The sequence below is a fragment of the Ralstonia sp. 22111 genome, from assembly GCF_052045895.1.
Classification (GTDB): domain Bacteria; phylum Pseudomonadota; class Gammaproteobacteria; order Burkholderiales; family Burkholderiaceae; genus Ralstonia; species Ralstonia wenshanensis.
Map to the genome: position 1 here is coordinate 1,056,129 of NZ_JBQEPR010000001.1, position 23,886 is coordinate 1,080,014.

Genomic DNA, 23,886 nt, shown 5'->3' on the forward strand with positions numbered 1-23,886 from the left:
CTGGCTCCGGCCCCTCGCGCCGACGGACCGTTCTGAAGCGCATCGTGACTGATTCCCCATCCTCTTCCTCGCGCCCTGCGACCATTACCGATGTGGCCCGCGAAGCGGGAACCGGCAAGACCAGCGTGTCCCGCTATCTGAATGGAGAGACACAAGTCCTTTCCGAAGATCTGCGACAGCGCATCGAAGCCGCCATCCAGCGGTTGAACTACCGGCCCAACCAGATGGCGCGCGGTCTCAAGCGCGGCCGCAACCGTCTGCTCGGCATGCTGGTGGCTGACCTGACCAATCCTTATACGATCGAAGTGCTGCAAGGCGTGGAGGCAGCCTGCCACGCGCTGGGCTACATGCCGCTCATCTGCCACGCCGCAAATGAGATCGAGATGGAGCGCCGGTTCGTGCAGTTGCTGACGACGTACCGAGTCGAGGGATTGATCGTCAACGCGCTCGGTGCGGAAGAAGCCGTGCTGCGTCCGCTGCGGGGCGGCGGCATTCCTGCCGTGCTGGTGGATCGCACGGTCGAAGGGTTTGACGCCGACCTGGTGGGCCTCGATAACCACGACGCCATCAGGTTGGGTGTGCAGCATTTGCTGGATCACGGTTTCGATTTCATCCAGTTCATCGTGCAGCCGTTTGAGCAGGTCAGTTCGCGGCGTGAGCGCGAACTCGCCTTCCGAGAAACGATGGCAGCGACAGGGCGTCCAGCGGAGCCGACCGTGGTGCTGGACCCAACCGATCCGGCCTCAGTCGAGCGTGCGCTGGCAGAGATCGATGCACGCATCGATGCAACGCACCAGCAGGGGGGAAAGCGACTGGCGCTGTTTATCGCCAACGCGCCGGTTGCGCTTGTCGTTGTGCGGCATCTGCGCACGCAATTTGGCCCAGCTTGGCAGGAGCGGACGGCGCTGCTGTCGATCGATGATCCGGAATGGGCGGAGTTGATCGGCATCACCACGATCCGGCAACCGACGTACGACATCGGCTACAAGGCCGTCGAATTCGTGCATGAGCGCATCGAAGGTGTGAGCGGCGACGCCCGTGTCGTGTTGCTACCGGGCACGCTCGTCGAACGTGCTTCCACGTTGCGTTCGCTGCAGGCCGCGTCATGACGTTGCGTCTCTACCTCGCCGGGCCGGACGTTTTCCGCCCCGAACCCATCGTGCATGGCGAAGCGCTTAAGGCGCTGTGCGCGGAGTTCGGCTTCATCGGCCTGTATCCGCTCGACAACGCGATCGCCCCGCAGGCTGATGGCTTTGCGACCGCCGCGGAGATCTACCGCCAGAACATCACACTAATCGACTCGGCCGACGCGGTGCTCGCCAACGTGGCGGATTTTCGCGGCCACGAGCCCGACTCCGGTACGTGTTTTGAAATCGGCTACGCCATCGCCCGCGGCAAAGACGTGTGGTGCTACAACGTGCCTGACGTGCCGCTGGTCGGTCAGGTGCCGAACACCAATGGCAACGATGCAGACGGCTGGGCCGTGGAGGATTTCGGCCTGCCGCGCAACCTCATGATCGCTTGCAGCTGCCGCCTCGTCGTGGGCGATGTGCGCGTGTGCCTGGAGCGCATGCGTGCGCACTACGCCTAGTTGCGAGCTGGATATGCGGTTGCGGATTGCTTCCTTCCGGGCAGGCGAGGCCATCCACTTCGCGCCAGGCTGCCCCGACAAAGATCGGCGCACGTTGCATCGCGCGAACTTTGAAGGTGACGTGCCGGTTTAGGGCCCGTTCGTCTACAGCCCGGCCTCGGCCAGGCGGGCATCAATACTCGCCAGCGTCAACGTCTGTGCAAACAGCCGCGTGAGCGATTGGCTTGCATACTGCGGCACCTCGTCCGCTGTGGTCCAACGGTACGCATCCATCTCGGGGATGAGTCTGCCGGTGTGATAACTGTTGAACATCGATGTGCACGTGAGCGTGTCGAGTGCAACTTCTGCGCGGCGCAGGCGCGTGGCGAACAGGTGCAGTTCCTTGTCGCGGCGATAGGGGAAACGGCCGAGCTCGATCAGTGCGTGGCTGTCGAGCACGAGGCCGGTTTCCTCGCGCGTCTCGCGCAGGGCGGCGTCGCGATCGTTTTCGCCCGGGTCGGGGGCGCCTTTGGGGATGTCCCAGTGGCGCGTCTCGGTGGCGTGGGCGAGGAGCACATCGCCATCTTCGTTGAGCAGGACGAGGCCGCAGGACAGGGCGATCGGCATGTTATTTCGCTCCGGAGCGTTGCGTGATGCGTGCGGTCAGCGATTGGTGCTCGCGGCTGAATAACCGGCGATAGGCCAGCAGCACAACCGCGACCGTGCCCAGCCCCGAAGACGCCGCCAGCAGGAACATGATGATGAGCTGGTAGCGCACAGCCTCCTGCAGCAGCTCGCTTTTGCCCGCGCCTGAGGGCCCGGCCAGCGCAATGCGATCGCCGGCCTGCACGGCAAGCGTGGCAGGTTGCAGCAGCGTGACGCCGGTGCGTGCATCGCGGCGTTGGAGATGGGAGGCGGCCAGCATGGTGGGGCGAGTGTGTTGCGTACAGTACGGCATCAATGCGCGGCTCTTATGCATTATGCATATGAGCGGAGGCTGGGCTCCTCCGCCGTAATCCTGAACTCGCGTGCGCAGGCGCTGTGCCGTCGCCGCGTCGTGACGCCATCCCCGTGCCATGCGGAATGCCCCCTAGCCCAAACGGAGCAGCCTGAATGAGCTGGCCGGTGGCCGATGTCGGACGAATCCGACATGCCATTCAGCCGCGGGCGGGTCGCCATTTGCGCATACCGGGCATACGATCGAAACATCACTATAAGAAGAGATGGAGGGCGCCATGGAGACCGACAAAGTGCAGGTTGCCCACCCGTGGTGGCAGCCGGGAGTTTTTGCATCTGCGCCAGCCATTTTTCTCTGGATCTGCGCGGAGTTGCCTCCCGATATGCTCGGCGCCATCTTCCACGCGGGTACGTCGCCCGACTCGCTTCGGCACGTGGGTGACACGCTGTTCGTGATCGGCTGGACCGCCAGCGGCGCGCTCATGTGGCATGGCCGGCGGCGCATCGGGCATGACGCGGACGTGACAGAGCAACCGGCTTCCGCGGCGGTGGAGGCGACGGAGCAGCCGCACGGGCTCGCTGGTTTGCGCCAGAACATGGCCCGGCGCTGGGAGCGCATGCGCCATCCGATTCCGCTGCACTGATATTGCGCTGCCGCAAACAAGAAAGGCCGGATTGCTCCGGCCTTTTTGACGCGCGGGAAGCCCTTTCAGGAGGTGCTGCCCGGAATGATCTCGTTCGCATCGGCATTAGACGCAGACGTTGCCGTACTGACCGGCTCGCCTTGTGCATCTTGCCATTTCTTGTAGCCCCACCAAGCCGCTCCGGCCAAGATTCCGACCTTGCCGAGCTTGCGCGTGATCCGGCCGATGACGGTGCGGCGCAATCCTGCATACGCGAGCGACAGCGCGGTGCCCACCAGCGGATATTCACGCGCAATGCCGAGCGCTCGCATCAGGCCATTGGGGCGCGCGAGCGGGCGAATGACGCTGGGCAGCAACGCGCCGAGGCCGCCCAGGCTGAAGGTACGGCTGGCGGCGCGATGTACATCGTTGCGGGCTTGAGCGTAGTCGTAGCGCTCCAGCGCGGCGCGTGTCAGAAGCAGTTCCTTGCGGACGCTCAGTGGCAGGCGCGTTTCGGCGCCGCGGCGTGATGGCCGCACATGATGTCGCGCACTCGATGCGGGTTCGTTCATAGACGGGCCGGGCGACGGCGTTTGTTCGGTGGGATCGGTCATCGGCGCAGGATCTCCCGGTCTTTGTCGAGCTCGGCCAGCGTGGCCTCGAACAGCGGCGGGGCGTTACGCAGCAGCGAGCGTACCTTCCACAGGCACGCCGCCGCGCCCAGCGCATACAGCGCTGCCATTACGGCAAGGGACTGCCAGCGATACGTATCCCAGCAAAGGATGACCACCAGCGCCGTCAGTGTCATGATGGACAGGCCGATGAGGCTCACGGCCAACATGCCCAGGAAGGCGGTCCCGAGTAGCCGTTCTTTTTCTTCAGCCAGTTCGACGCTGGCCAGCTCGAGCCGCGTCTGCAGCATCGAGACGACCGTGCCGGCCAGTTTCTTCAAGGAAGCGAACAGCTTTGGGCTGGTGTCGTCGGTCATGAGGTGTGGAAAAGGTGCGAGGCCAATGGCGCCACTGCGGACCCAGCACGCGCCATGCCCGGAATGGAGCCCCCAAAATGCAACTGGCCGATGGCGCGATCCACAGGGCGCGCGCCATCGGCCAGAAAGGGTGCTGCGGGTTACTTGCGGTTGAGCAGCAGGCCGATCAGCAGGCCCACGCCGGCCGCCACGCCCACGGCTTGCCACGGATGATCGTGGACGTAGTCATCGGTGGCGCGTGCGGCAGCCTTGCTCTTGTGGACGACCGCGTCTTGCAGATCCTGCGCCTTCTCCTTGGCTTGGCGGAGCATGCCCATGCCACGCTCGCGCAGTTCGGCGGCCTTTTCGCCGCTGCTGGAGGCAGCTTGTTTGAGCAGGGTTTCAGCGTCGGACAGTACAGTCTTCACGTCGGTCATCAGTTTCTCCTTATTGACGGAATCGGCCAGGTTGGGGGAAGTGTTCGTCATGGTCGGGTCCTCGGTGTCGGGGGGTAGTTCAATCGTCAATCTGTCGATGCGCTTATTCGCTAGCATATGTGTGAGCACTGCGAAACTTCAAGCGCTCGCGTCGCGCGCACTGCGATGGATCAAGGCTTCGGTCATTGTCCGGCAATGTGCGCACGCCTTCCACCCTGTTGTCAGCAAATGCCGCGCCTAATGACGAAAAGTGATGTTGTTGTGAATTTATAGTCGTTTTGGTTGGATGGCAATCTGGCTATAGTGGTTCCCAATCTGTGTATGGAGGACACGATGTCTCTACGTTTGGGCGATATCGCCCCTGATTTCGAGCAGGATTCCAGTGAAGGCCGCATCAAGTTCCATGAGTGGCTGGGCAATAGTTGGGGCGTGCTTTTCTCGCACCCGGCCGATTACACGCCGGTCTGCACCACCGAACTGGGCCTGACCGCCAAGCTGAAGGACGAATTTGCCAAGCGCAATGTCAAGGCGATTGCGTTGTCGGTCGATTCGGTCGAGTCGCATAAGGGCTGGATCAACGACATCAACGAGACGCAGAACACCAGCGTCAACTTCCCGATCATTGCCGACCCCGATCGGAAGGTTTCACAGCTGTACGACATGATTCATCCGAATGCGAGCGAGACATTTACCGTGCGTTCGCTGTTCGTGATCGATCCGAACAAGAAGATTCGCCTGACGATTACGTATCCGGCTTCGACGGGGCGCAATTTCAATGAAGTGCTGCGCGTGATCGACTCGCTGCAGTTGACCGACAGCCATAGCGTGGCCACGCCGGGTAACTGGCAAGACGGCGACGACGTGGTCATCGTGCCGTCGTTGAAGGACGAGGAAGTCCTCAAGCAGAAATTCCCGAAGGGCTACAAGGCGGTGCGGCCGTATCTGCGCCTGACGCCGCAGCCCAACAAGTGACCGTCTCCTTGGTAGTGTGATTGCCGCCCGGCCTCGTGCCGGGCGTTTTTTGCGTGGGAACCGGCTCGGGATCCTACTGGGCGGGCCGATCTTGGCCCTGTGATGCTCGCCGTACCCATGTAGGGCTGCGCTTCTCGGACCAACCTCGGCCCGCTCGCTACGGATCCTGATCCGGTTCTCAGGCAAAACAAAACCGGCCAGCCCTTTCGGGTCTGGCCGGTTTGTCTTTTGTGAAGACGGGTCAGTGTGCGATCAGATCGCCCAGCCGCCTGCGTAGAAGGCCACCAGCGCACCGGCAATCGCCACGGTGCCGATGTTCAGCTTGCGCCATTCGCCGGCCACCAGGCGGCCTATCACCAGCGTGCTGAAGCCGAGCATGATGCCGGTGACGATGTTGCAGGTCAGCACGATGAACACGGCACAGACCAGGCCAGACAGCGCGTCAACCATGTCGTCCATGTGCAGCTTGCTCACGCTGGAGAGCATCAGCAGGCCGACATACATCAGCGCCGGAGCCGTTGCGTACGACGGCACCAGGCCGGCCAGCGGCGAGAAGAACATCACCGCCAGGAACATCACGCCGACCACGACAGCCGTCAGGCCCGTCTTGCCGCCTGCTGCCACACCAACCGTCGACTCGATGTAAGCCGCGGCCGGCGCACCGCCGAAGAACGCCGAGAAGATCGAGCTGATCGAATCGGCCGTGAGGGCGCGGCCGCCGTTGATGATGTGGCCCTTGTCGTTGAGCAGACCGGCTTGGCCGGCCACGGCGCGGATCGTGCCGGTGGCATCGAACACAGCGGTCATCACGAGCGCCAGCACGCTTGGCAGCACGGCGGCCGTGAGTGCACCGCGGATATCCATTGCACCGATCAGCGACGCATGACCTGCGGCGGCGAGCGAAGGCACGGCAAACACGCCAGTGAACTTCACGGCCGGGTCAAAGATCAGGCCCAGGATCGAGATGGCGATGATCACGATCAGGATGCCACCCGGCACGCGGCGGCGCTCCATGCCGAAGATGGCGGCCAGACCCAGCACCGACATCATGACCGGGAAGGCGGTGACGTGGCCCAGTGCAACGGGCAGGCCCTCGCCGGCGTTCTTCACTACCAGGCCGACGTCGTTGGACGCGATCAGCAGCAGGAACAGCCCGATGCCGATGCCCGTGCCATGCGCCACGCCCGACGGCAGATTGCGCAGGATCCAGGAGCGCACGCCCGTGGCCGAGATGGCCGTGAAGGCCACACCCATCAGAAACACCGCGCCCAGCGCGATTTCCGGCGTCAGCTTTTGCCCAAGCACCAGGCCGAAGGCCATGAACGCGGTCAGCGAAATTGCACAGCCGATGGCGATCGGCAGCTTGGCCCACAGGCCCATCAGCAGCGAACCAAAGGCGGTGGTCAGGCACACCGCGACAAAGACTGCGCTGGTATCAAAGCCGGCCTTGCCCAGCATGCCGGGCACGACAAACACGGCGTAGACCATTGCCATGAATGTGGTGATGCCGGCCACGACCTCGCGCTTTTGCGTGCTGCCGCGTGCAGAAATCTGGAAGTAGCGATCAATGGCACGCGCGTCGGCGATGCCAGCGGCGCCAAGTTCCGTCGACGACGGAATGGTCTGTTCAGCCATGGTGGGTTTGTCTCCTGGCAGGACTCCGCGCCGGCCGATCTTGGTCGTCCGCGTAGGGTGCCCTGTTCTGGTTTTGATATCGGTACGGGTGCCTGCGTACGCGCGCCGGCATTCTCCAGACCGTTGTCTCGCGATTGGTTTTGTCGCGTGGCGCTGCAATCTGCGTGTGGACCGCGCGCTCGTTCTATCGGTGTGAGGGGCGTGCGGCCCAACAATCCGCCGACACTTGAACCGAAGCATAGACGCGCGCTACCGCCGATTCATGCGGCGTGGCGTATCCCGGTCATTTGCAAATTGGTATATCGCGAGGGGAGGAGAACAACGGTGCCCAGGACGGGCGAGAGGTGCGGCAGCGGGTGTGGCGAGTGGTGCACGAGTGTGCCCCAACTCGCCGGAAAAACAAAGCGCAATCAGAAGAAAGCCTGAATGCCGGTTTGTGCGCGGCCCAGGATCAGCGCGTGGATGTCGTGCGTGCCTTCGTACGTGTTCACCACTTCCAGATTCACCACGTGGCGGATCACGCCAAACTCGTCGGAGATGCCGTTGCCGCCCAGCATGTCGCGCGCCACGCGGGCGATATCGAGCGACTTCCCGCACGAGTTGCGCTTCATGATCGACGTGATTTCCACCGCAGCCGTGCCTTCGTCCTTCATGCGGCCCAGACGCAGGCAGCCTTGCAGGCCGAGCGTGATTTCGGTCTGCATGTCGGCCAGCTTCTTCTGCACGAGCTGGTTGGCGGCCAGCGGGCGGCCGAACTGCTTGCGATCGAGTACGTACTGGCGCGCGATGTGCCAGCAAGCTTCTGCAGCGCCCAGCGCGCCCCACGCAATGCCATAGCGCGCCGAGTTCAGGCACGTGAACGGGCCTTTGAGGCCGCGCACGCCCGGCATCAGGTTCTCTTCCGGTACGAACACTTCGTCCAGCACGATTTCACCGGTGATCGACGTACGCAGGCCGACCTTGCCGTGGATGGCAGGTGCCGTCAGACCCTTCCAGCCTTTCTCCAGGATGAAGCCGCGGATTTCGTCCTCGCCGTTGTCGTTCGGCAGCTTGCCCCAGACGACAAACACATCGGCGATGGGCGAATTGGTGATCCACATCTTGGCGCCCGACAGCGAGTAGCCGCCGTCGACCTTCTTGGCGCGCGTGATCATCGAAGCCGGGTCGGAGCCGTGGTTCGGCTCGGTCAGGCCAAAGCAGCCAATCCACTCGCCGGTTGCCAGCTTGGGCAGGTACTTCTGTTTTTGCGCTTCGCTACCGAACTCATAGATCGGCACCATCACCAGCGACGACTGCACGCTCATCATCGAGCGATAGCCCGAATCCACCCGTTCGACTTCACGTGCGATCAAGCCGTAGCTGACGTAGTTCAAGCCCGGCCCGCCGTACTGCTCGGGAATCGTCGGGCCCAGCAGGCCCAGCTCGCCCATCTCACGAAAGATCGATGCGTCGGTCTTCTCATGCCGGAACGACTCCAGTACGCGCGGCATCAGCTTGTCCTGGCAGTACGACGCGGCGGCGTCGCGCACCATGCGCTCGTCGTCGGTCAGTTGTTGGTCGAGCAGCAGGGGGTCGGCCCAGTTGAAGGCATTGCGAGCAGTCACAGCGGTAGTCTCCGAGTCTTTGTTGTTCCGACATACGGAACACAGTTTCGAAATTTAGAGCTATCATAGCGCAACCACCGACGATTTCCAGGGCTTTTTTGCCATGAGCACAACCCGTCTCCCCGATCCCGAATTCGACACCGCGCCCGCCGAGTCGAGCGATCCGAATTTCGTCACGGCGCTCGCGCGCGGACTGGAACTGCTGCGCGCATTCCGCCCTGGCGACACGCTGCTCGGCAACCAGGAATTCGTCCGGCGCACGGGCTTTCCCAAAGCCACCGTCAGCCGGTTGGCCGGCACGCTGGTGTCGCTCGGCTACCTGCGTTACGACGATGCGCTCGGCAAGTACGGGCTGGACGCCGGTGTCCTGGCGCTCGGATTTGCGTATCTGGCATCGAGCGACGTGATCCAGCTCGCGCGCCCGCACATGAGCGCGTTTGCACAGCGCTTTGGTGTATCGATTTCGCTGGGCAAGCGAGATCGGCTGGACATGGTGTACCTGGAGACGATCCGTCACGACAGCCCCTCGATGAGCGGGTCGTCGGGGCTGGGCGTGGGGTCGCGGCTGTCGCTTCTGTCGAGTTCGATGGGACGAGCCTATCTGGCTTCGTTGCCCGCAGCGCGGCGTGAGCGCCTGTACGAAGCATTGCGCACACAACAGCCAGCGCAGTGGGCGGCCGAAGGTGCCGCTGCAGATGACGCAGTGAAAGCCGCCATACGCAATGGTTACGCCGTATCCCTGCGCGACTGGCATCCAGCCATCCACGCGTGTGCGGTGGCGTTTTTCGCGCCGAGCCAGCGCGAGCCTTACGTGGTGAGTTGCAGCGCGCCGTACACGGCCGCCGACGCAGAGCGCATTCGCGACGAGCTGGCCCCTGCGCTGAGAGAGTTTGCGGCAAGGCTCGGCCAAGTGGTCGAGCCAGCCTGAGCTGCGCAGGTCAAAGGTCCGTGCGCAGCTTCCAAAGCTCCGGAAACAACACCACATCCAGCATCTTCCGCAGGTAACCGACGCCCTCGGTGCCACCCGTGCCACGCTTGAAGCCAATCACGCGCTCAACCGTGGTCACGTGCCGGAAGCGCCATTGCCGGAACGCGTCTTCCAGATCGACGAACTTCTCGGCCAGTTCGTACAGCTCCCAGTGGTGCGTCGGGTCTCGGTAGACCTCCAGCCACGCTGCTTCCACCGAAGCGTTGTAGGTGACCGGGCGCGACCAGTCACGCTCGATGCAATCCGCATCGAACGCAAAGCCGTGACGCGCCATGTAACGCACCGCCTCGTCGTACAGCGACGGCGTTTCCAACGCAGTCTTGACCTGCTCGTAATGCTCGGTGCGATGCGCGTGCGGCTTGAGCATCGCCGCGTTCTTGTTGCCGAGAATGAACTCGATCTCGCGGTACTGATACGACTGGAAGCCCGATGATTGCCCCAGGTGCGGACGCATGGCGGAGTACTCCGGCGGCGTCATCGTGGCGAGCACGTTCCACGCCTGCACCAGCTGATCCATGATGCGCGACACGCGCGCCAGCATCTTGAATGCGGGCGGCAGGTTGTCATTGCGCACGCAATCCCGCGCGGCACGCAGCTCGTGCAGCATCAGCTTCATCCACAGCTCGGTCGTCTGATGCTGGACGATGAACAGCATCTCGTTGTGATCGGGCGAGCGCGGGTGCTGCGCGTTCAGGATCTGATCGAGCGCGAGGTAGTCGCCGTAGCTCATCGATTTCGAGAAATCGAGCTGGGCGTCGTGCCAGCCTTCGCCCTGGGCGGCATGCATGGGGCAGCCCGATGCTGCGGGTTGGTTCGGGTTCGACATCTCAGGTCACCAGCGTACGTTCGTTGAATTGGGTCGATTGCCATGCGCTGGTTTCCAGCACATCGCGCAGAATTTCCACCGCATCCCACACATCGGCAAAGCTTGTGTACAGCGGCGTGAAACCGAAGCGCATGATGCGCGGCTCGCGGTAGTCACCGATCACGCCGCGCGCGATCAGTGCCTGCACCACGGCATAGCCGTTGGGGTGTTCGTAGCTGACGTGGCTGCCGCGGATGGCGTGGTCGCGCGGCGTGACGAGCGTGAGCGGAAAGCCTGCACAGCGCGTTTCCACCAGCGTGATGAAGAGGTCGGTCAGCGCAAGCGATTTGGCGCGCAGAGCGGCCATCGACGTCTGCGCGAAGATGTCGAGCCCGCATTCCACCATCGCCATCGACGTGATGGGCTGCGTGCCGCACAGGAAGCGGCCGATGCCGGCGTCGGCGTCGTAGCGCGATTCCATCGCGAACGGCCGCGCATGGCCCCACCAGCCCGACAGCGGCTGCCAGAAGCGCTCGCGCAGTGCCGGTGCCACCCACACGAAGGCGGGCGAACCGGGGCCGCCGTTCAGGTATTTGTAGGTGCAGCCGATGGCGTAATCCGCGCCGCCTGCGTGCAGGTCGACGGGCACGGCACCAGCCGAATGCGCCAGATCCCAGATGGCCAGCGCGCCGTGCTGGTGCGCCAGTGCCGAGACGGCGGCCATGTCGTACATGTGCCCGCTCTTGTAGTTCACGTGTGTGAGCATGGTGACCGCGACGTCGTCGCCGAGCGCCCCTTCCAGTTCTTCCGGCGAGTCGATCAGGCGCAGCTTGTAGCCGTCGCGCAGCAGGTCGGCCAGTCCTTCAGCGATGTACAGGTCGGTCGGGAAATTGTGCGTTTCAGACACGATGATCTTGCGGTCGGGCGCGTCTTCGCGCTGCACGCGAATCGCCGCAGCCAGCACCTTGAACAGGTTGATCGACGTGGTGTCTGTGACGACGACTTCGTCTTCGCGCGCACCGATCAGCGGGGCCAGTTTGTTGCCCAGGCGGCGCGGCAGTTCAAACCAGCCGGCCTGGTTCCAGCTGCGGATGAGGCCATCGCCCCATTCGCTGGCGACGACTTCCTGCGCACGGGCAAGTGCAGCTTTCGGGCGTGCACCGAGCGAGTTGCCGTCCAGATAGATCACGCCGTCGGGCAGCGCAAAGGCGTCGCGCAGCGAGCCGATCGGATCGGCCGCGTCGCGTTCGAGGCAGGAGTTGCGGGTGATGGTCATGTGAGTGCGGGGCGAAAAAAGGCGGTTGGTGTTCTGTCGATGTATCGATCAGGGCAGGCTGCGCAGCACGGCGCGCACCGGGCTTGCATCGAGGGTGGCGAACTTGAGGGGCAGGGCGATCAGCTCGTAATCGCCGGCAGGGACGTCGTCGAGCACCAGTCCTTCCAGGATGGCGAGGCCGTGCTTGCCGACGGCGTGGTGCGCGTCCATGGTCTTGGAGGTTTGCGGGTCGAGCGAGGCGGTGTCGACGCCGATGAGCTTGACGCCGTGGGCAGCCAGCAGCGCGATGGTTTCGGGCGCGACGGCGGCAAAGTGGTCGTCCCACGCGGTCTGCGGCATGTGTGCGTACGTGCGCAACAGCACGCGCGGCGGAGTATCGGTCAGCGCTTCACGCACGTGTTCCGGCTCGACGCGCGCTACGCCAACGCAGTGGATGACGCGGCATGTGCCGAGGTAAGCGTCCAGCGACACGTGCCCGATGGCAGCGCCGTCGGCGCGGTAGTGCAGCGGCGCATCGGCATGCGCCCCCGTGTGCGGCGAGAGCGTGATGCGTCCGACGTTGACCGGGCAGTCGCCTTCCAACTTCCACGCAATTTCCTGCGAAAACGGCGTGTCGCCGGGCCAGGTGGGCGTGGCGGGCGAAAGCGCGGGGCTGATGTCCCACAAAGTGCGTTCCAAGGCGGCTCCAGGGCAAGAAGATCGGTGAATCCGTGCCGGAATGATAGGGAAATCCACGCGCAATGGGTTTGCATAATCGTGCGTGTGGTTCCGCTGTATTCGCATAAAATGCAACTTATTAAAGAAAGCACGCAAATAACGACGACAGATGCAACTCGATACCACCGATCTGCGCATTCTGCAGGTATTGCAGGAAGACGGCCGCATCAGTAACCAGGACCTGGCCGAGCGCGTGGCGCTGTCGCCGTCGGCCTGCCTGCGACGCGTGCGGATGCTGGAAGAGGGCGGCGCCATCACCGGCTATCGGGCGCAACTGGGGCGCGCGGCACTCGGGCTGGAACTGGAAGCCATCGTGCAGGTGTCGATGCGCCAGGACGTGACGGGCTGGCACGAGACCTTCATGGCTGCCGTGCAGAGCTGGCCCGAGATCGTGGCCGCCTACATCATCACCGGGGATTGCAACTACATCCTGCGCGTGCAGGCGCCAAACCTGCAGCACTACTCGGAGTTCATCATCGAGCGGCTGTACAAGACGCCCGGCGTGATGGACATCCGCTCGAATATCGTCCTGCGTACCATCAAGGACCGCGATGGCGGCTTGGCGCTGCTAATGGAAGCGCGTGGCGTGCGCCCGCTGGAGGGCGGGGCGGCGGGCAAGCGCGGGAAGGCAAAGTAGACGCTAGCGCCGGAGTTTCTGACGAGAATCAATCCCCTACTGCAAGCATGCGCGGATAGTGGCCCTGTGTTGCCGACCGGAGCGGGCCATGGCCAAGAAGTTTCCGCTGCATCCTGTGCACCCCGAGCGCATCTGCTGGGGCTGCGACAAGTATTGCTCCACCGACGCCCTTGGCTGCGGCAACGGCTCGGGCCGTACGCAGCACCCCGCTGAACTGCTGGGCGACGACTGGTACGAATTCGGGGATTGGGGCATCGAAGCGGAGGCGCCGCAGAAGGCAGCGACTTCCACGTGATGCGGGCGGGGCGTCAGTCGCCGATGTGCGTGAGCGACGAAAACGCGCCGCGATGGAACACCAGCGGCGCGCCATCCGCGTCGATCACGCCGCAGCGCTCGACTTCACCCACGAAGATGACGTGGTCGCCTTCGTCATATCGGCTGCGGTTATGGCACTCGAACCACGCCAGCGATTGCGCGAGAATCGGCAGACCGGTCGGGCTCAGGCGGTAGTCGATATTGGCAAAGCGGTCGCCCTTGAGCGTGGCAAAGCGCTTGCACAGGTCCAACTGCTCGGCCGCCAGGATATTGATGACGTAGTGCGAGCCGGCGTGGAACAGCGGAAATGAGTTGGCCTGCGTGCCCAGGCTCCACAGCACCAGCGGTGGGTCCAGCGACACCGAATTGAACGAGCTGGCCGTCACGCCGACGAACGCCGGCGTACCTGGCCGACCTTCCGAGCGCGTGGTGACCACCGTCACCCCAGTAGCAAACTGGGAGAGCGCACGCCGGAAGTGCGCGGCGTCAAAATCGGGCGGGGTGGCGCGGCCATGTGGGCGTCGATGTGACGACGCCTCGCGCGCCGAAGATTCCGGGGCGCGCGCATCCATGGGAATGGCTCCGTGTTGGTCCATGAAAACTACCGAAAGTAATAGTCAATTGTAACGGACGTCCGATAGGCCGCGTCGGGGTAGGGCTTTGCGTGGTTCTGCGATCACATGATGGTGCCTGTGTCAGGATGAGAGTCTTCGGCCGACCAATGGCAGCTCAATCAATTGCAGGAGAACTCGAATGACTGAACAACGCGCCCTTGAAACCGCCGTCCTGGGCGGAGGCTGCTTCTGGTGTCTGGAGGCTGTGTTCCAGCAGGTGCAAGGCGTGCACAGCGTGGTGTCCGGCTACGCCGGCGGCCATGTCGATCACCCAAGTTACCGTGCCGTATGCAACGGCAACACTGGTCACGCTGAAGTCGTAGCGGTGAAATTCGACCCGGCCGTGATCCCATATCGCGAGATTCTGGACATCTTCTTCGCCATTCACGACCCGACCACCGTGGACCGCCAGGGCAACGATGTCGGCCCGCAATACCGTTCAGCCATCTTTGCCCAGACGGCCGGACAACTGGCGACGGCGCGTGCGGCCGTTGCCGAACTCGGCGCCAGCGACATCTTTGAAGCGCCCATCGTGACGGAACTGGTGGATGCCGCTGACGGCAAGGTGACCTTCTGGCGCGCGGAAGATGAGCACCAGAATTACTTCCGCGATCACCCGGCGCAAGGCTACTGCGCGTTCGTGATCTCGCCCAAGGTGGCGAAGTTCCGCAAGCAGTTCGCGCACCGCCTGCAGGGCTAGGAGAGGGCGCCGAGGCTACGTTGCGTTCGCGGGCAGGCGCGCGGCAATGGCCTCGGCCAGCTTGATGCACGACAACGGGGACGATCCTTCCGCCTTGTTGCTGACCAGGATCGTCACCTTGCGCCCGGCCGCCAGCGCGGCGACTGTCATGTCGGCCAGCGTCTCGCGCGAGAACGGGTCTTCATCGACGAGCTTGTTGAACGGTTTGTACGCCGCTTCGGCTTGTGCATAGCGGTAGCGGCTGTTCAGGTTCCAGCGCACCACCAGCGGGCCGCCCGCGCCCTCATCCAGCAATGCAACGGCGGCGGCTTGCCGGTCCGCCGCCGGCATCCGCTCATGCAGGCCGACGCAATAACGCACGCCTGCTGCGCGCAGCATCTTGATCAAGCGTGGCGTGAGCAGCGTGGCGTCGCGCAATTCCACCGCGTAGACGGCATCGGGATTGAGTTGTGGATCGAGCGGCGGCAGGGCGGTCAGGAACGCCTCAAGCCGTTCCACAAAGCCGGCGGCATCTTCGGCCAGCGCGCCCAGCGGCGAGAGCTGAAACACCAGCGGCCCGCACCGCATGCCAAGCCCGCGGGTGGCAGGCTCGACAAAATCGCGGATGGCAAATTCAGCATTCAGGAAGGCGGGATTGGCCATGCGGCCGCGCCCGTCCGATTCCCGAATCCACGCATCGCATACGGCGGAAGTTGCCTTGACTGCAAAGCGGAAATCTTCCGGCACGCTGGCCGCATAGGCGACGTAGTCCGCGAGCGGAATCGGTGAATAGAAACCGCGATCGATGCTGACCGTGCGCAGCAGCGGGTGGCGGGCATAAGCAGCCAGGCCTTTGCGCGCGAGCATGGATTCGGAATATTCGCCCCCATACACCAGCCCGTCCCACCCCGGATACGACCACGACGAAGTGCCGATGCGCAGGGCGCGCGGCAAGCACTGCGCGAGTGCCGCCACGTCGGGCGCAATCACGGCCGGCTGCACGCCCTGTCGCGCGGGCGAGCGTTTGAGTTTCGGAGCGGACTTGCCTGGTCCGGCGGCTTCGCCATCGGTGGTTGCGGGTGGCGCGCCGAACAAATCGTCGATGGGGGAGCTGGCGGTCAAATGGTTACGCGTAGATATAGCGGCGCGACCACGGGATCGTCGTCGCCGACTTGCCGGCCTTCTGCAGCACGGTTTGGAAGATCGAGATTTCGTCGGCGTCGAAGGCGTGTGCGCAGCCGGCCAGGTAGACGCGCCAGATGCGGTATTTCTTTTCGCCCACCATCGCGCGGATGGTCTCGCCGTTGGTCTCGAACCCCTCGGCCCAGTGCTCGAGCGTGCGCGCATAGTGGCGGCGCAGGCTTTCAACGTCAAGCGCTTCCAGGCCGCCATCCTGCGCGGCGCTCAGTGCCAGCGAGATGTGCGGCAGCTCGCCTTGCGGAAAGACGTAGCGATCGATGAAATCGCCGCCGCCCATGGAGCTTTCTCCGCCGGCCGTGTCAGAAGACGTGATGCCGTGGTTCATGGCGATGCCGTCGTCGGCCAGCAGATCGTGTATGCGGCGGAAATACACAGGCAGGTTCTTGCGACCGACGTGCTCGAACATGCCGACGCTCGTGATGCGATCGAACTGGCCAGTGAGATCGCGGTAGTCCTGGATGCGGATCTCGATCTGGTCCTGCAGGCCGGCCGCGCGCACGCGTTCGGTGGCGAGCTCGTATTGGTTTTGCGACAGCGTCACGCCCAGGCAGCGCGCGCCGTACTTCTGCGCGGCGCGCAGCACCAGCGCACCCCAACCGCAGCCGATATCGAGCAGCGTTTGCCCCGGCTGTAAGCGGATCTTGGTAAGGATATGGTCGATTTTCTTGAGCTGTGCCTCGTCGAGCGTTTCATCGCCGTTTTCGAAGTAGGCGCAGGAGTAGACCATGTTCTGGTCCAGCCACAGCTTGTAGAAATCGTTGGAAACGTCGTAGTGGTACTGGATCGATTCCTTGTCGCCCTCCTTCGTATGGGCGAAGTGGCGCACCACGCGGGCCAACGCATTGCCGCTGCTGACCGCCGCCGCTGAAGCGAGGCTGTAGCCAACGTTGATGATGTCGGCCAGCTTGCCGTCCAGGTCGATCTTCTCCTGAACGTACGCCTCACCGAGGTTGTTGAGCGTCGGGGACAGCAGCAGCGGCAGAGCGCTCGCTTCGCGCACGGTGAGCGTGACGCGGGGCTGCTCGAAGCGGCCCAGTTCGTATTGGTCGCCGTTCCATAATCGCAGCCGTACGGGAAGGTTGGCAGACTCGCGGATGTCCTGGATCCACTGCTCGAGTTTGCGGTCAATCGCCTGTTGGAAAAACATGTCGACGCCTCCCTGATGTGCAGGTGTTCGAGGCGGCCATCGGATTGCAGCCCGAACGGATCACATTAGCTTACGACAAACTTTCCCATTGTGCTGTGCGGGTCTTAGGGGGCGCGTGCCGAGCCAATCCTCCGCAGCAAGCGCCGTGCCGGCATGACGCGATGCGCAATAACGTGTTGCGTCTCCACTCGCCCCGCTACGGGGCGAGGCGGACGATCTTCCAGCTGCCGTCAGCCTGTTTCCGGTACTCCAGCCGGTCGTGCAAGCGCGATGGGCGGCCTTGCCAGAATTCCAGCCGCTCCGGCACCAGACGGTAGCCGCCCCAGTGCGGCGGGCGCGGCGGAGCATCGCCAAAGCGTGCGCGATATTCGGCTTCGCGAGCCTCCAGCGTGGTGCGGTCGGGCACTTCGCTGCTCTGCTCCGACGCCCACGCCCCCAACCGCGAGCCCAGCGGGCGCGAATGGTAATAGGCGTCGCTCTCGGCGTCGCTCACTTTTTCGACAATGCCCTGGACGCGCACCTGCCGCTCCAACCCAATCCAGTGGAACAGCAGCGCAGCGCGCGGGTTTTCGGCCAGTTCCTCGCCCTTGTGGCTGGCGTAATTGGTGAAGAAGGTGAAGCCGCGTTCGTCCAGGTTCTTGAGCAGCACGATGCGGGCCGAGGGCTGGCCGTGCGGATCTACGGTGGCGAGCGTCATGGCGTTGACTTCAGCCACCTCCGCCTTCAGGGCCTCGTCGAACCAGCGGCGGAACTGGCGCAAGGGGTTGGCGTCGACGTCGGCGATGTCGAGCGAAGCGCGGGCGTAATCGGTGCGGATATCGGCAATGGAGGTCATGAGCGTGGCGGATGCGGCATGCGAACGGCCCGAGTATAGACAAACGCCGCCCAATGTCCTTTGCTTGCGCGCAAGGGCTGGCACGGTTTGCGCTTGGGGCGGGGTGCTGGCGATCTGTCATGCGCCGCCTATATTGGCTAGTCAAGGGCGTCAGGCTGGCGGCGCCTGCCATCTTCCCCACAAAAATTTCAACAGGATGTCGAAATGGCCCCCCGTTCCCATTTTCCTGACACCGCTGCCGGCCTGACGCGACGTCAGTGGCTGCAGGGCACATTGGCGCTGGCTGCAGCCGGGCTGGCGGGCTCGCAGGTATTGCGTGCGGTCGCCCAGGCCCCGACTGAATCGCTCGATGCCTTCATGGCGTTGTCACAGGCGCTGACGGCGCGGCCTGCACTGGACCGCGCCGTTGGCACGCGATTGCTGGCGGCGCTGGGCAAATCCAGTGCCGATTTTGCCGCGCAATTGCGGCCGCTGGCGCAGGCATTGGCGGCGGGCTCGCTTTCCGATGTGCAGCAGAAGACCGCGCTGCAGATTCTGGAAGCGTGGTACCTGGGTGTGGTCGACGGCAATGTCGTCACGTACGAGCAGGCACTGATGTACAGCGTGGTCTCCGACACGCTGGTCATCCGCACATACTGCCCCAACCAGCCCGGCTTCTGGGCCGAACCCCCTGTCGAGAGGCAAGCCTGATGGCCGATACCCAACAAGCCGATATCGTGGTGGTGGGCTCCGGCGTGGCCGGGGCGCTGGTGGCGTACAAGCTGGCGCGTGCGGGCAAGTCGGTGCTGATGCTCGAAGCCGGCCCGCGCCTGCCGCGCTGGGAGATCGTCGAGCGCTTCCGCAACCAGGCCGACAAGATGGATTTCATGGCGCCGTATCCGTCGACGCCATGGGCACCGCATCCGGAATATGGCCCGCCCAACAACTACCTCGTGCTCAAGGGCGAGCACCAGTTCAACTCGCAGTACATCCGCGCGGTAGGCGGCACGACTTGGCACTGGGCCGCATCGACGTGGCGCTTCTTGCCGAACGACTTCAAGCTGCGCAGTGTGTACGGCATCGCGCGCGACTGGCCGATCCAGTATCAGGATCTTGAACGCTATTACGGCCTGGCCGAAGAGGCCCTGGGCGTGTGGGGCCCGAACGACGAAGATCTGGGCTCGCCGCGCAGCCAGCCGTATCCCATGGCGCCGCTGCCGCTCTCGTTCAATGAGCGCACGATCAAGGACGCGCTCAATGCGCACGACGCAAGCTTCCACGTGGTGACCGAGCCGGTGGCGCGCAACAGCCGCCCGTACGACGGCCGCCCGACCTGCTGCGGCAACAACAACTGCATGCCGATCTGCCCGATCGGCGCGATGTACAACGGCATCGTGCACGTGGAGAAAGCCGAGCAGGCCGGCGCCCGGCTGATCGAGAACGCCGTGGTCTTCAAGCTCGAAGTCGGCCCCAACAAGCGCATCGTGGCCGCGCGTTACAAGGACTCGAAAGGCGCCGAGCACCGCGTGGAAGGCAAGTGGTTCGTGCTGGCCGCCAACGGCATCGAAACGCCCAAGCTGATGCTGATGTCCACCAGCCAGGATTTTCCGAAGGGCGTGGGCAACAGCTCCGACATGGTGGGGCGCAACCTGATGGACCACCCTGGCACCGGCGTGAGTTTCTATGCCGACCGCAAGCTATGGCCGGGGCGCGGGCCACAGGAAATGACCTCGCTGATCGGCTTTCGCGATGGGCCGTTCCGTGCCACGCAGGCTGGCAAGAAGCTGCACTTGTCGAATATCTCCCGCATTGAGCAGGAGACGCAGCGCATCTTCAAGGAAGGCAAGCTCATCAAGCCCGCTGAACTGGATGCGCGCATCCGCGACCAGGCCGCGCGCTACGTGCAGTTCGACAGTTTCCACGAGATCCTGCCGCTGCCGGAGAACCGCATCGTGCCCAGCGCGACCGAGGTCGATGCCATCGGTATTCCGCGTCCGGAGATCACGTACCACATTGACGACTACGTCAAACGCAGCGCCGTGCATACGCGCGAGGTTTACGCCACGGCGGCGCAGGTGATGGGCGGCACCAATGTCGAGTTCCACGACGACTTCGCGCCCAACAACCACATCACCGGCGCAACCATCATGGGCGCCGATCCGAAAGACTCCGTGGTCGACAAGGATTGCCGGACGTTCGACCACCCGAACCTGTTCATCAGCAGCAGCTCCACCATGCCGACCGTGGGCACCGTCAACGTGACGCTGACCATCGCGGCACTGGCACTGCGCATTGCTGACCAACTGAAGAAGGAGGCGTGAGATGAAGACGATCGCTTCTTTCTCGCTGCTGTTGCTGACCGGCCTCGTGGCCAATGCCTGGGCCAAGGACACGCCCGCTGACACTGCGCAGATCAAGCGCGGCGAATACCTCGCCATTGCGGCGGACTGCGCGGCCTGCCATACGGCGCCCGGCGGCAAGCCCTTTGCCGGCGGCTTGCCGATGCAGATCCCGATGCTGGGCACCATTTACAGCAGCAACATCACGCCCGATGAAAAGACCGGCATCGGCAAATGGACGTACGAAGAATTCGAGCGTGCCGTACGCAAGGGCGTGGACGACGACGGCAACAACCTGTATCCGGCCATGCCGTATCCGTCGTTCGCGAAGATCAACGATGCGGACATGCGCGATCTCTATGCGTACTTCCGCAACGGCGTGACAGCGGTGCAGAACGATCCGCCACAAAGCACCATTCGCTGGCCGTTGAACATGCGCTGGCCGCTCAAGCTGTGGAACCTCATCTTCCTCAAGAGCGAACCGTACGTTCCGAAGGCCGACAAGTCGCCGACGTGGAATCGCGGTGCGTACCTCACGCAAGGCCTGGCGCACTGCGGGACGTGCCATACACCGCGCGGTTTCGCCATGCAGGAGAAAGCGCTGGACGAGCGCGGCAGCGGCTATCTGGCGGGCTCGACGCTCGCGGGCTGGACGGCGTTCAACATCACGTCGGACCCGACGAGCGGCATCGGTGCGTGGAAGCCTGAACAGCTCGTGCAATACCTGCGCACCGGCAGCGTGCCTGGCGTGGCGCAGGCCGCAGGGCCGATGGGCGAAGCGGTGCAGCACAGTTTTTCGCGGATGACGATGCAGGACGTCGAGTCCATCGCCGAATATCTGCGCACCGTCCCTGCCGTGAGCAACAACCTTGAGCGCGCACGGCAGGATTGGGGCAAGCCTGCCACCGATGTGACCGCGCTGCGCGGGAAGCCCATCGAAACCACGATCGACGCCGCGCGCTTGTACCTGGGCAATTGCGCCACGTGTCACCAGGCCGATGGACGTGGCACGCCCGATGGCTATTACCCGCCGCTGCTGCACAACTCCACGGTCGGCACGCGGGACACGACCAACCTCGTGCAAGTCATGTTGTTCGGCATTGAGCGCAAGGCGGGCGACAGGCATATCGGCATGCCGGCGTTTGGGCGTGACCTGTCCAACGAACAGCTCGCCGCACTGACGAACTACGTCACGCGCCAGTTTGGCGATCCGGCCACACCGGCGGTGACGGCCGAGGCCATCGCAAAGCGGCGCTCAGCAAAGTAGCGGGGATGATGCCGGCGGCAGGTCAGCCGCCGGTCGTGAGCGGGTCGCGCGACGCGGGTGCTGCGGGACGCTTCGGTGTAGCAGTCTTGCCCGAGTCCGGCTGCGTCGATTTCAAGTCGCCCTCCGGCGTGCGGCCAGGGTTCTTGCTGTGATACGTCTTGCCCGGCGGTGGCGCGGTCGGGCGCTGGCGCACATCGGCGAGCAGCTTGCCGCAGGCGCTTTCGGGGGCGGGCTTGAGCTCGAGCACCGGCAGTACCGCCGCCACCGGCGCCGTCAACGCCAGGGCCACTGCACCGCCTGCCCGCAGTGCTACGACGGCCGGGTTGATCGACACATCCGGATGCTTGTATGTGCCCTTCACATACAGCGGTGTGCGCAGCGAAAACACGCGCAACCCCTTCGAATCCGGGTGAATGGTGAAGTCCAGGGCCTCCTGCTTGAAGCTCGTCGCGCCGGTCACGTCGATGACAGCATCCTGCGTGTCCACCACGAACGTGCGCGCCTGCGCCAGGCCATTGCTCACGGCAAAGTCGCCGGCCGCGCAGTTGATGGTGACCTGCTTGTCGCCGAAAAGCTTGGTGAGGATCACGTTGCCGACGTTCAGCCCCATGGCTTCCAGGATGAACTTGCTGATCGTGCCTTGCTCGACCAAGAGCTTCACCTCGCCGTTCGATGAACCGAGCAGAGCCGCCACCGAATTGCCCGTGGCCGAGAGACGCGCATCGCCGTTGATCTCGCCCACGCTGGCGCGCACCGATTCGATCTTCGGGAACAGCTGCTTGATCTTGAAGTGCCGTGCCGCCAGCGCCGCGCGCGCCTGCATGGGCGTAGCGTGTCCGTCGAGCTGGATGTTGGAGGAAAGCGTGCCGCCCGCAATGCCGAAGTTGAGCGGGTCGAGCGTCAGCACCGCGTCCTGCAGCTTGACGTGCGTGACGAGGTGATTGATCGGCAGATCTGCGGTGTGGACGATGCGCTCACCGGTGAACTTCACGTCGGCATCAATGGCGTTCCAGCGATCGGTACGGAAGGGCTCGACCGGCAGTACCTTGTCGGGGGGCTGGCGTACGGTTTTGCTATCACCGGGGTCGGCGCTCGGGTCGGCCCGCTTGGCCTTGCTGGCGTTGGAGTCGGCGCCGATGATTGGCGCGAGGTCGGCAAACAGCAATTGATGTGAGACCAGTTCGCCCGTCAATTGCGGACGCGGTTGGCGCATCGCAAAGGTGAGCGTGCCGCCCAAATCTGAACCACCCACGCGTCCCGTGAATTTTTCGTAGCGCCACGTCGAGCCTTGCCTGCGAAGTTCGCCGATCAGCCGGCCGCGGGTGTCGAACGGCGGCGTATCCGGCAGCACCACGCCGGTCAGCGGATACAACTGCGCCATGCTTGCGCCCGATAGGTGCAGGCGTAAGTCGATGGCCGTCAGGCTCGCGGGGTTGGTCAGCGTGCCTGCCAGGTCAATGCGTGTCTTGCCTACCGTAACGTCGGCCTGCAGCGGGTAGGGCCGTTGTGCATCCTGCAGGCGCAGCACGCCGCCGGCCTTGCCGCTGCCCTTGATGGTGGCGTTGTTGTAGGTGCCCTTGACCGTCCACGCGATGCCGTAAGGCTGCTGCGGATCCGGCACCGTCGGCGTCTGTGCGGCGCTATCGGATGCTGCCGCGCCGGACGCCGTCGGCACCGTGGCGGGCTGGTCCGCATTCTGGATGGCTGTGCCGTTGGCGGCGGTGTATAGCGTCTGGTTGTCGACGGTGTCGATCGTCGCTGTCAGGTGAATGCGCTTGATGTCATCGTCAAGGGCCAGCGAGCCTTTGCTGAAGGCGATCTCGCGCAGGTCCAGTTTCCAGTCCGACGGCTTCTTGTTGTCGCCCTCGCTGCCCGCCAGATCGAAGGTCCAGTTGTTGCGGTTCTGCTTGTCGCGCTCCAGCGCAATGGCGGGCGTGTCCAGCGTCACGCTCGGGATGACGATGCGGTGTGCCAGCAGCGGCAGGGCCTCCAGCACAAACGTGAGCTGATGGATGGTGGCCACGTGCGGCTGCTTCGCCCAGTCCGGATTGCCGACGGTGATGTCGTTGGCAATCAATCGCGGCCAGGGTACGTACGCGCGCCAGCCGGATTCGCCTTGGGGCTTCTTCCACGTGAGCATCAGGTCGCCGTTGATGGCGAAGGGGCGCCCGATGGCTTGCGAGACGCGATCATTCAGATACGGCTTGGCGCGGTTCCAGTCGAACGTCAGCACAAAGATGACCGCCGCTGCCACGATGACGACGGGTGTGATGACCAGTCCGAGGGCGAGTTTGCCGGATGTACGCATCGTCTTCTTGTTGGT

General features: G+C 64.0%; 25 protein-coding genes and 1 pseudogene. 11 read left to right on the forward strand and 15 right to left on the reverse strand.

What is annotated here, in order from left to right; translation table 11 throughout:
- Positions 1-44 precede the first annotated feature (44 nt).
- Positions 45-1,109, forward strand: a complete 1,065-nt coding sequence (locus tag ACTJK4_RS04955; protein ID WP_440816470.1) for a LacI family DNA-binding transcriptional regulator — start codon at positions 45-47, stop codon at positions 1,107-1,109.
- The gene (locus ACTJK4_RS04960) at positions 1,106-1,591 is read left to right on the forward strand and encodes a nucleoside 2-deoxyribosyltransferase (protein ID WP_440816473.1); all 486 of its coding nucleotides are present in this window, start codon (positions 1,106-1,108) and stop codon (positions 1,589-1,591) included. The genes ACTJK4_RS04955 and ACTJK4_RS04960 overlap by 4 nt, the downstream gene beginning before the upstream one ends.
- A gap of 144 nt (positions 1,592-1,735) precedes the next feature.
- Here the strand turns inward: ACTJK4_RS04960 and ACTJK4_RS04965 are convergent, their stop codons facing one another.
- Both ACTJK4_RS04965 and ACTJK4_RS04970 read right to left on the reverse strand, forming a co-directional pair.
- Positions 1,736-2,197 (reverse strand): NUDIX domain-containing protein, encoded by a 462-nt coding sequence (locus tag ACTJK4_RS04965; RefSeq protein WP_232042228.1) that lies wholly within the window; start codon positions 2,195-2,197, stop codon positions 1,736-1,738.
- A 1-nt stretch (position 2,198) separates the two neighbouring features.
- Positions 2,199-2,384 (reverse strand): annotated as a pseudogene (locus tag ACTJK4_RS04970) (ABC transporter permease); the annotation flags it as partial.
- Positions 2,385-2,805: 421 nt separating this feature from the next.
- Between ACTJK4_RS04970 and ACTJK4_RS04975 the strand changes: the two are divergent.
- Positions 2,806-3,171, forward strand: a complete 366-nt coding sequence (locus tag ACTJK4_RS04975) for a hypothetical protein (RefSeq protein WP_260802864.1) — start codon at positions 2,806-2,808, stop codon at positions 3,169-3,171.
- A gap of 65 nt (positions 3,172-3,236) precedes the next feature.
- Here the strand turns inward: ACTJK4_RS04975 and ACTJK4_RS04980 are convergent, their stop codons facing one another.
- From ACTJK4_RS04980 to ACTJK4_RS04990, 3 genes are all read right to left on the reverse strand, one after another.
- Positions 3,237-3,764, reverse strand: coding sequence for a DUF3318 domain-containing protein (locus ACTJK4_RS04980; RefSeq protein WP_232042231.1), 528 nt, complete (start codon positions 3,762-3,764; stop codon positions 3,237-3,239).
- Positions 3,761-4,138, reverse strand: coding sequence for a phage holin family protein (locus tag ACTJK4_RS04985; RefSeq protein ID WP_024976342.1), 378 nt, complete (start codon positions 4,136-4,138; stop codon positions 3,761-3,763). Before ACTJK4_RS04985 ends, ACTJK4_RS04980 begins: the two co-directional genes overlap by 4 nt.
- Positions 4,139-4,278: 140 nt before the next feature.
- The gene (locus ACTJK4_RS04990; protein ID WP_009238780.1) at positions 4,279-4,605 is read right to left on the reverse strand and encodes a DUF883 family protein; all 327 of its coding nucleotides are present in this window, start codon (positions 4,603-4,605) and stop codon (positions 4,279-4,281) included.
- A gap of 282 nt (positions 4,606-4,887) precedes the next feature.
- Here ACTJK4_RS04990 and ACTJK4_RS04995 point away from each other — a divergent pair, with 282 nt between their 5' ends.
- Entirely contained in the window at positions 4,888-5,526 is a 639-nt protein-coding gene (locus ACTJK4_RS04995) for a peroxiredoxin (protein ID WP_024976341.1), read from the forward strand.
- Positions 5,527-5,778: 252 nt separating this feature from the next.
- On the opposite strand, the gene ACTJK4_RS05000 is transcribed toward ACTJK4_RS04995, so the two are convergent.
- Positions 5,779-7,161 (reverse strand): NCS2 family permease, encoded by a 1,383-nt coding sequence (locus ACTJK4_RS05000; RefSeq protein WP_232042232.1) that lies wholly within the window; start codon positions 7,159-7,161, stop codon positions 5,779-5,781.
- A gap of 410 nt (positions 7,162-7,571) precedes the next feature.
- Complete coding sequence (locus ACTJK4_RS05005) at positions 7,572-8,765, reverse strand: acyl-CoA dehydrogenase (protein WP_045204570.1); 1,194 nt, start codon at positions 8,763-8,765, stop codon at positions 7,572-7,574.
- A 103-nt stretch (positions 8,766-8,868) separates the two neighbouring features.
- On the opposite strand from ACTJK4_RS05005, the gene ACTJK4_RS05010 reads away from it, so the two are divergent.
- Positions 8,869-9,693: an IclR family transcriptional regulator gene (locus tag ACTJK4_RS05010; protein WP_260802861.1), complete on the forward strand. Its 825-nt coding sequence runs from the start codon at positions 8,869-8,871 to the stop codon at positions 9,691-9,693.
- Between the two features lie 10 nt (positions 9,694-9,703).
- On the opposite strand, the gene kynA is transcribed toward ACTJK4_RS05010, so the two are convergent.
- From kynA to kynB, 3 genes are read right to left on the reverse strand one after another with little or no spacing between them, the layout of a single operon-like run.
- Positions 9,704-10,540, reverse strand: a complete 837-nt coding sequence (kynA, locus tag ACTJK4_RS05015; protein WP_374220492.1) for a tryptophan 2,3-dioxygenase — start codon at positions 10,538-10,540, stop codon at positions 9,704-9,706.
- Between the two features lie 40 nt (positions 10,541-10,580).
- Positions 10,581-11,834 carry a kynureninase gene (gene kynU, locus ACTJK4_RS05020; RefSeq protein WP_316868578.1) on the reverse strand — a complete coding sequence of 418 codons (1,254 nt, stop codon included), beginning with the start codon at positions 11,832-11,834 and terminating at the stop codon, positions 10,581-10,583.
- 48 nt (positions 11,835-11,882) lie between these two features.
- Complete coding sequence (kynB, locus tag ACTJK4_RS05025) at positions 11,883-12,512, reverse strand: arylformamidase (RefSeq protein ID WP_232042236.1); 630 nt, start codon at positions 12,510-12,512, stop codon at positions 11,883-11,885.
- Between the two features lie 148 nt (positions 12,513-12,660).
- On the opposite strand from kynB, the gene ACTJK4_RS05030 reads away from it, so the two are divergent.
- Both ACTJK4_RS05030 and ACTJK4_RS05035 read left to right on the forward strand, forming a co-directional pair.
- Complete coding sequence (locus tag ACTJK4_RS05030; RefSeq protein WP_112185510.1) at positions 12,661-13,188, forward strand: Lrp/AsnC family transcriptional regulator; 528 nt, start codon at positions 12,661-12,663, stop codon at positions 13,186-13,188.
- An 88-nt stretch (positions 13,189-13,276) separates the two neighbouring features.
- The gene (locus tag ACTJK4_RS05035; RefSeq protein ID WP_024976333.1) at positions 13,277-13,483 is read left to right on the forward strand and encodes a DUF3079 domain-containing protein; all 207 of its coding nucleotides are present in this window, start codon (positions 13,277-13,279) and stop codon (positions 13,481-13,483) included.
- A 13-nt stretch (positions 13,484-13,496) separates the two neighbouring features.
- Here ACTJK4_RS05035 and ACTJK4_RS05040 read toward each other — a convergent pair whose 3' ends face one another.
- The gene (locus ACTJK4_RS05040; protein ID WP_232042981.1) at positions 13,497-14,075 is read right to left on the reverse strand and encodes a flavin reductase family protein; all 579 of its coding nucleotides are present in this window, start codon (positions 14,073-14,075) and stop codon (positions 13,497-13,499) included.
- A gap of 181 nt (positions 14,076-14,256) precedes the next feature.
- On the opposite strand from ACTJK4_RS05040, the gene msrA reads away from it, so the two are divergent.
- Complete coding sequence (msrA, locus tag ACTJK4_RS05045) at positions 14,257-14,817, forward strand: peptide-methionine (S)-S-oxide reductase MsrA (protein WP_440816484.1); 561 nt, start codon at positions 14,257-14,259, stop codon at positions 14,815-14,817.
- A gap of 15 nt (positions 14,818-14,832) precedes the next feature.
- On the opposite strand, the gene ACTJK4_RS05050 is transcribed toward msrA, so the two are convergent.
- The 3 genes from ACTJK4_RS05050 to pdxH all read right to left on the reverse strand — a co-directional run bounded on the left by ACTJK4_RS05050 (position 14,833) and on the right by pdxH (position 17,978).
- Positions 14,833-15,918 carry a DUF72 domain-containing protein gene (locus tag ACTJK4_RS05050; protein ID WP_440816487.1) on the reverse strand — a complete coding sequence of 362 codons (1,086 nt, stop codon included), beginning with the start codon at positions 15,916-15,918 and terminating at the stop codon, positions 14,833-14,835.
- Positions 15,919-15,922: 4 nt separating this feature from the next.
- Complete coding sequence (locus ACTJK4_RS05055) at positions 15,923-17,143, reverse strand: class I SAM-dependent methyltransferase (protein WP_440816490.1); 1,221 nt, start codon at positions 17,141-17,143, stop codon at positions 15,923-15,925.
- Positions 17,144-17,339: 196 nt separating this feature from the next.
- The gene (gene pdxH, locus ACTJK4_RS05060; protein WP_232042241.1) at positions 17,340-17,978 is read right to left on the reverse strand and encodes a pyridoxamine 5'-phosphate oxidase; all 639 of its coding nucleotides are present in this window, start codon (positions 17,976-17,978) and stop codon (positions 17,340-17,342) included.
- Between the two features lie 204 nt (positions 17,979-18,182).
- Here pdxH and ACTJK4_RS05065 point away from each other — a divergent pair, with 204 nt between their 5' ends.
- Genes ACTJK4_RS05065 through ACTJK4_RS05075 form a run of 3 tightly spaced genes read left to right on the forward strand, consistent with a single transcriptional unit; the run spans position 18,183 to position 21,563 of the window.
- Positions 18,183-18,668, forward strand: a complete 486-nt coding sequence (locus ACTJK4_RS05065) for a sugar dehydrogenase complex small subunit (protein WP_440816493.1) — start codon at positions 18,183-18,185, stop codon at positions 18,666-18,668.
- Positions 18,668-20,278, forward strand: a complete 1,611-nt coding sequence (locus tag ACTJK4_RS05070; protein WP_440816496.1) for a GMC family oxidoreductase — start codon at positions 18,668-18,670, stop codon at positions 20,276-20,278. Before ACTJK4_RS05065 ends, ACTJK4_RS05070 begins: the two co-directional genes overlap by 1 nt.
- A 1-nt stretch (position 20,279) precedes the next feature.
- The gene (locus tag ACTJK4_RS05075) at positions 20,280-21,563 is read left to right on the forward strand and encodes a cytochrome c (protein WP_440076785.1); all 1,284 of its coding nucleotides are present in this window, start codon (positions 20,280-20,282) and stop codon (positions 21,561-21,563) included.
- A 22-nt stretch (positions 21,564-21,585) separates the two neighbouring features.
- Here the strand turns inward: ACTJK4_RS05075 and ACTJK4_RS05080 are convergent, their stop codons facing one another.
- Positions 21,586-23,871, reverse strand: a complete 2,286-nt coding sequence (locus ACTJK4_RS05080) for an AsmA family protein (protein WP_440816499.1) — start codon at positions 23,869-23,871, stop codon at positions 21,586-21,588.
- Positions 23,872-23,886 lie beyond the last annotated feature (15 nt).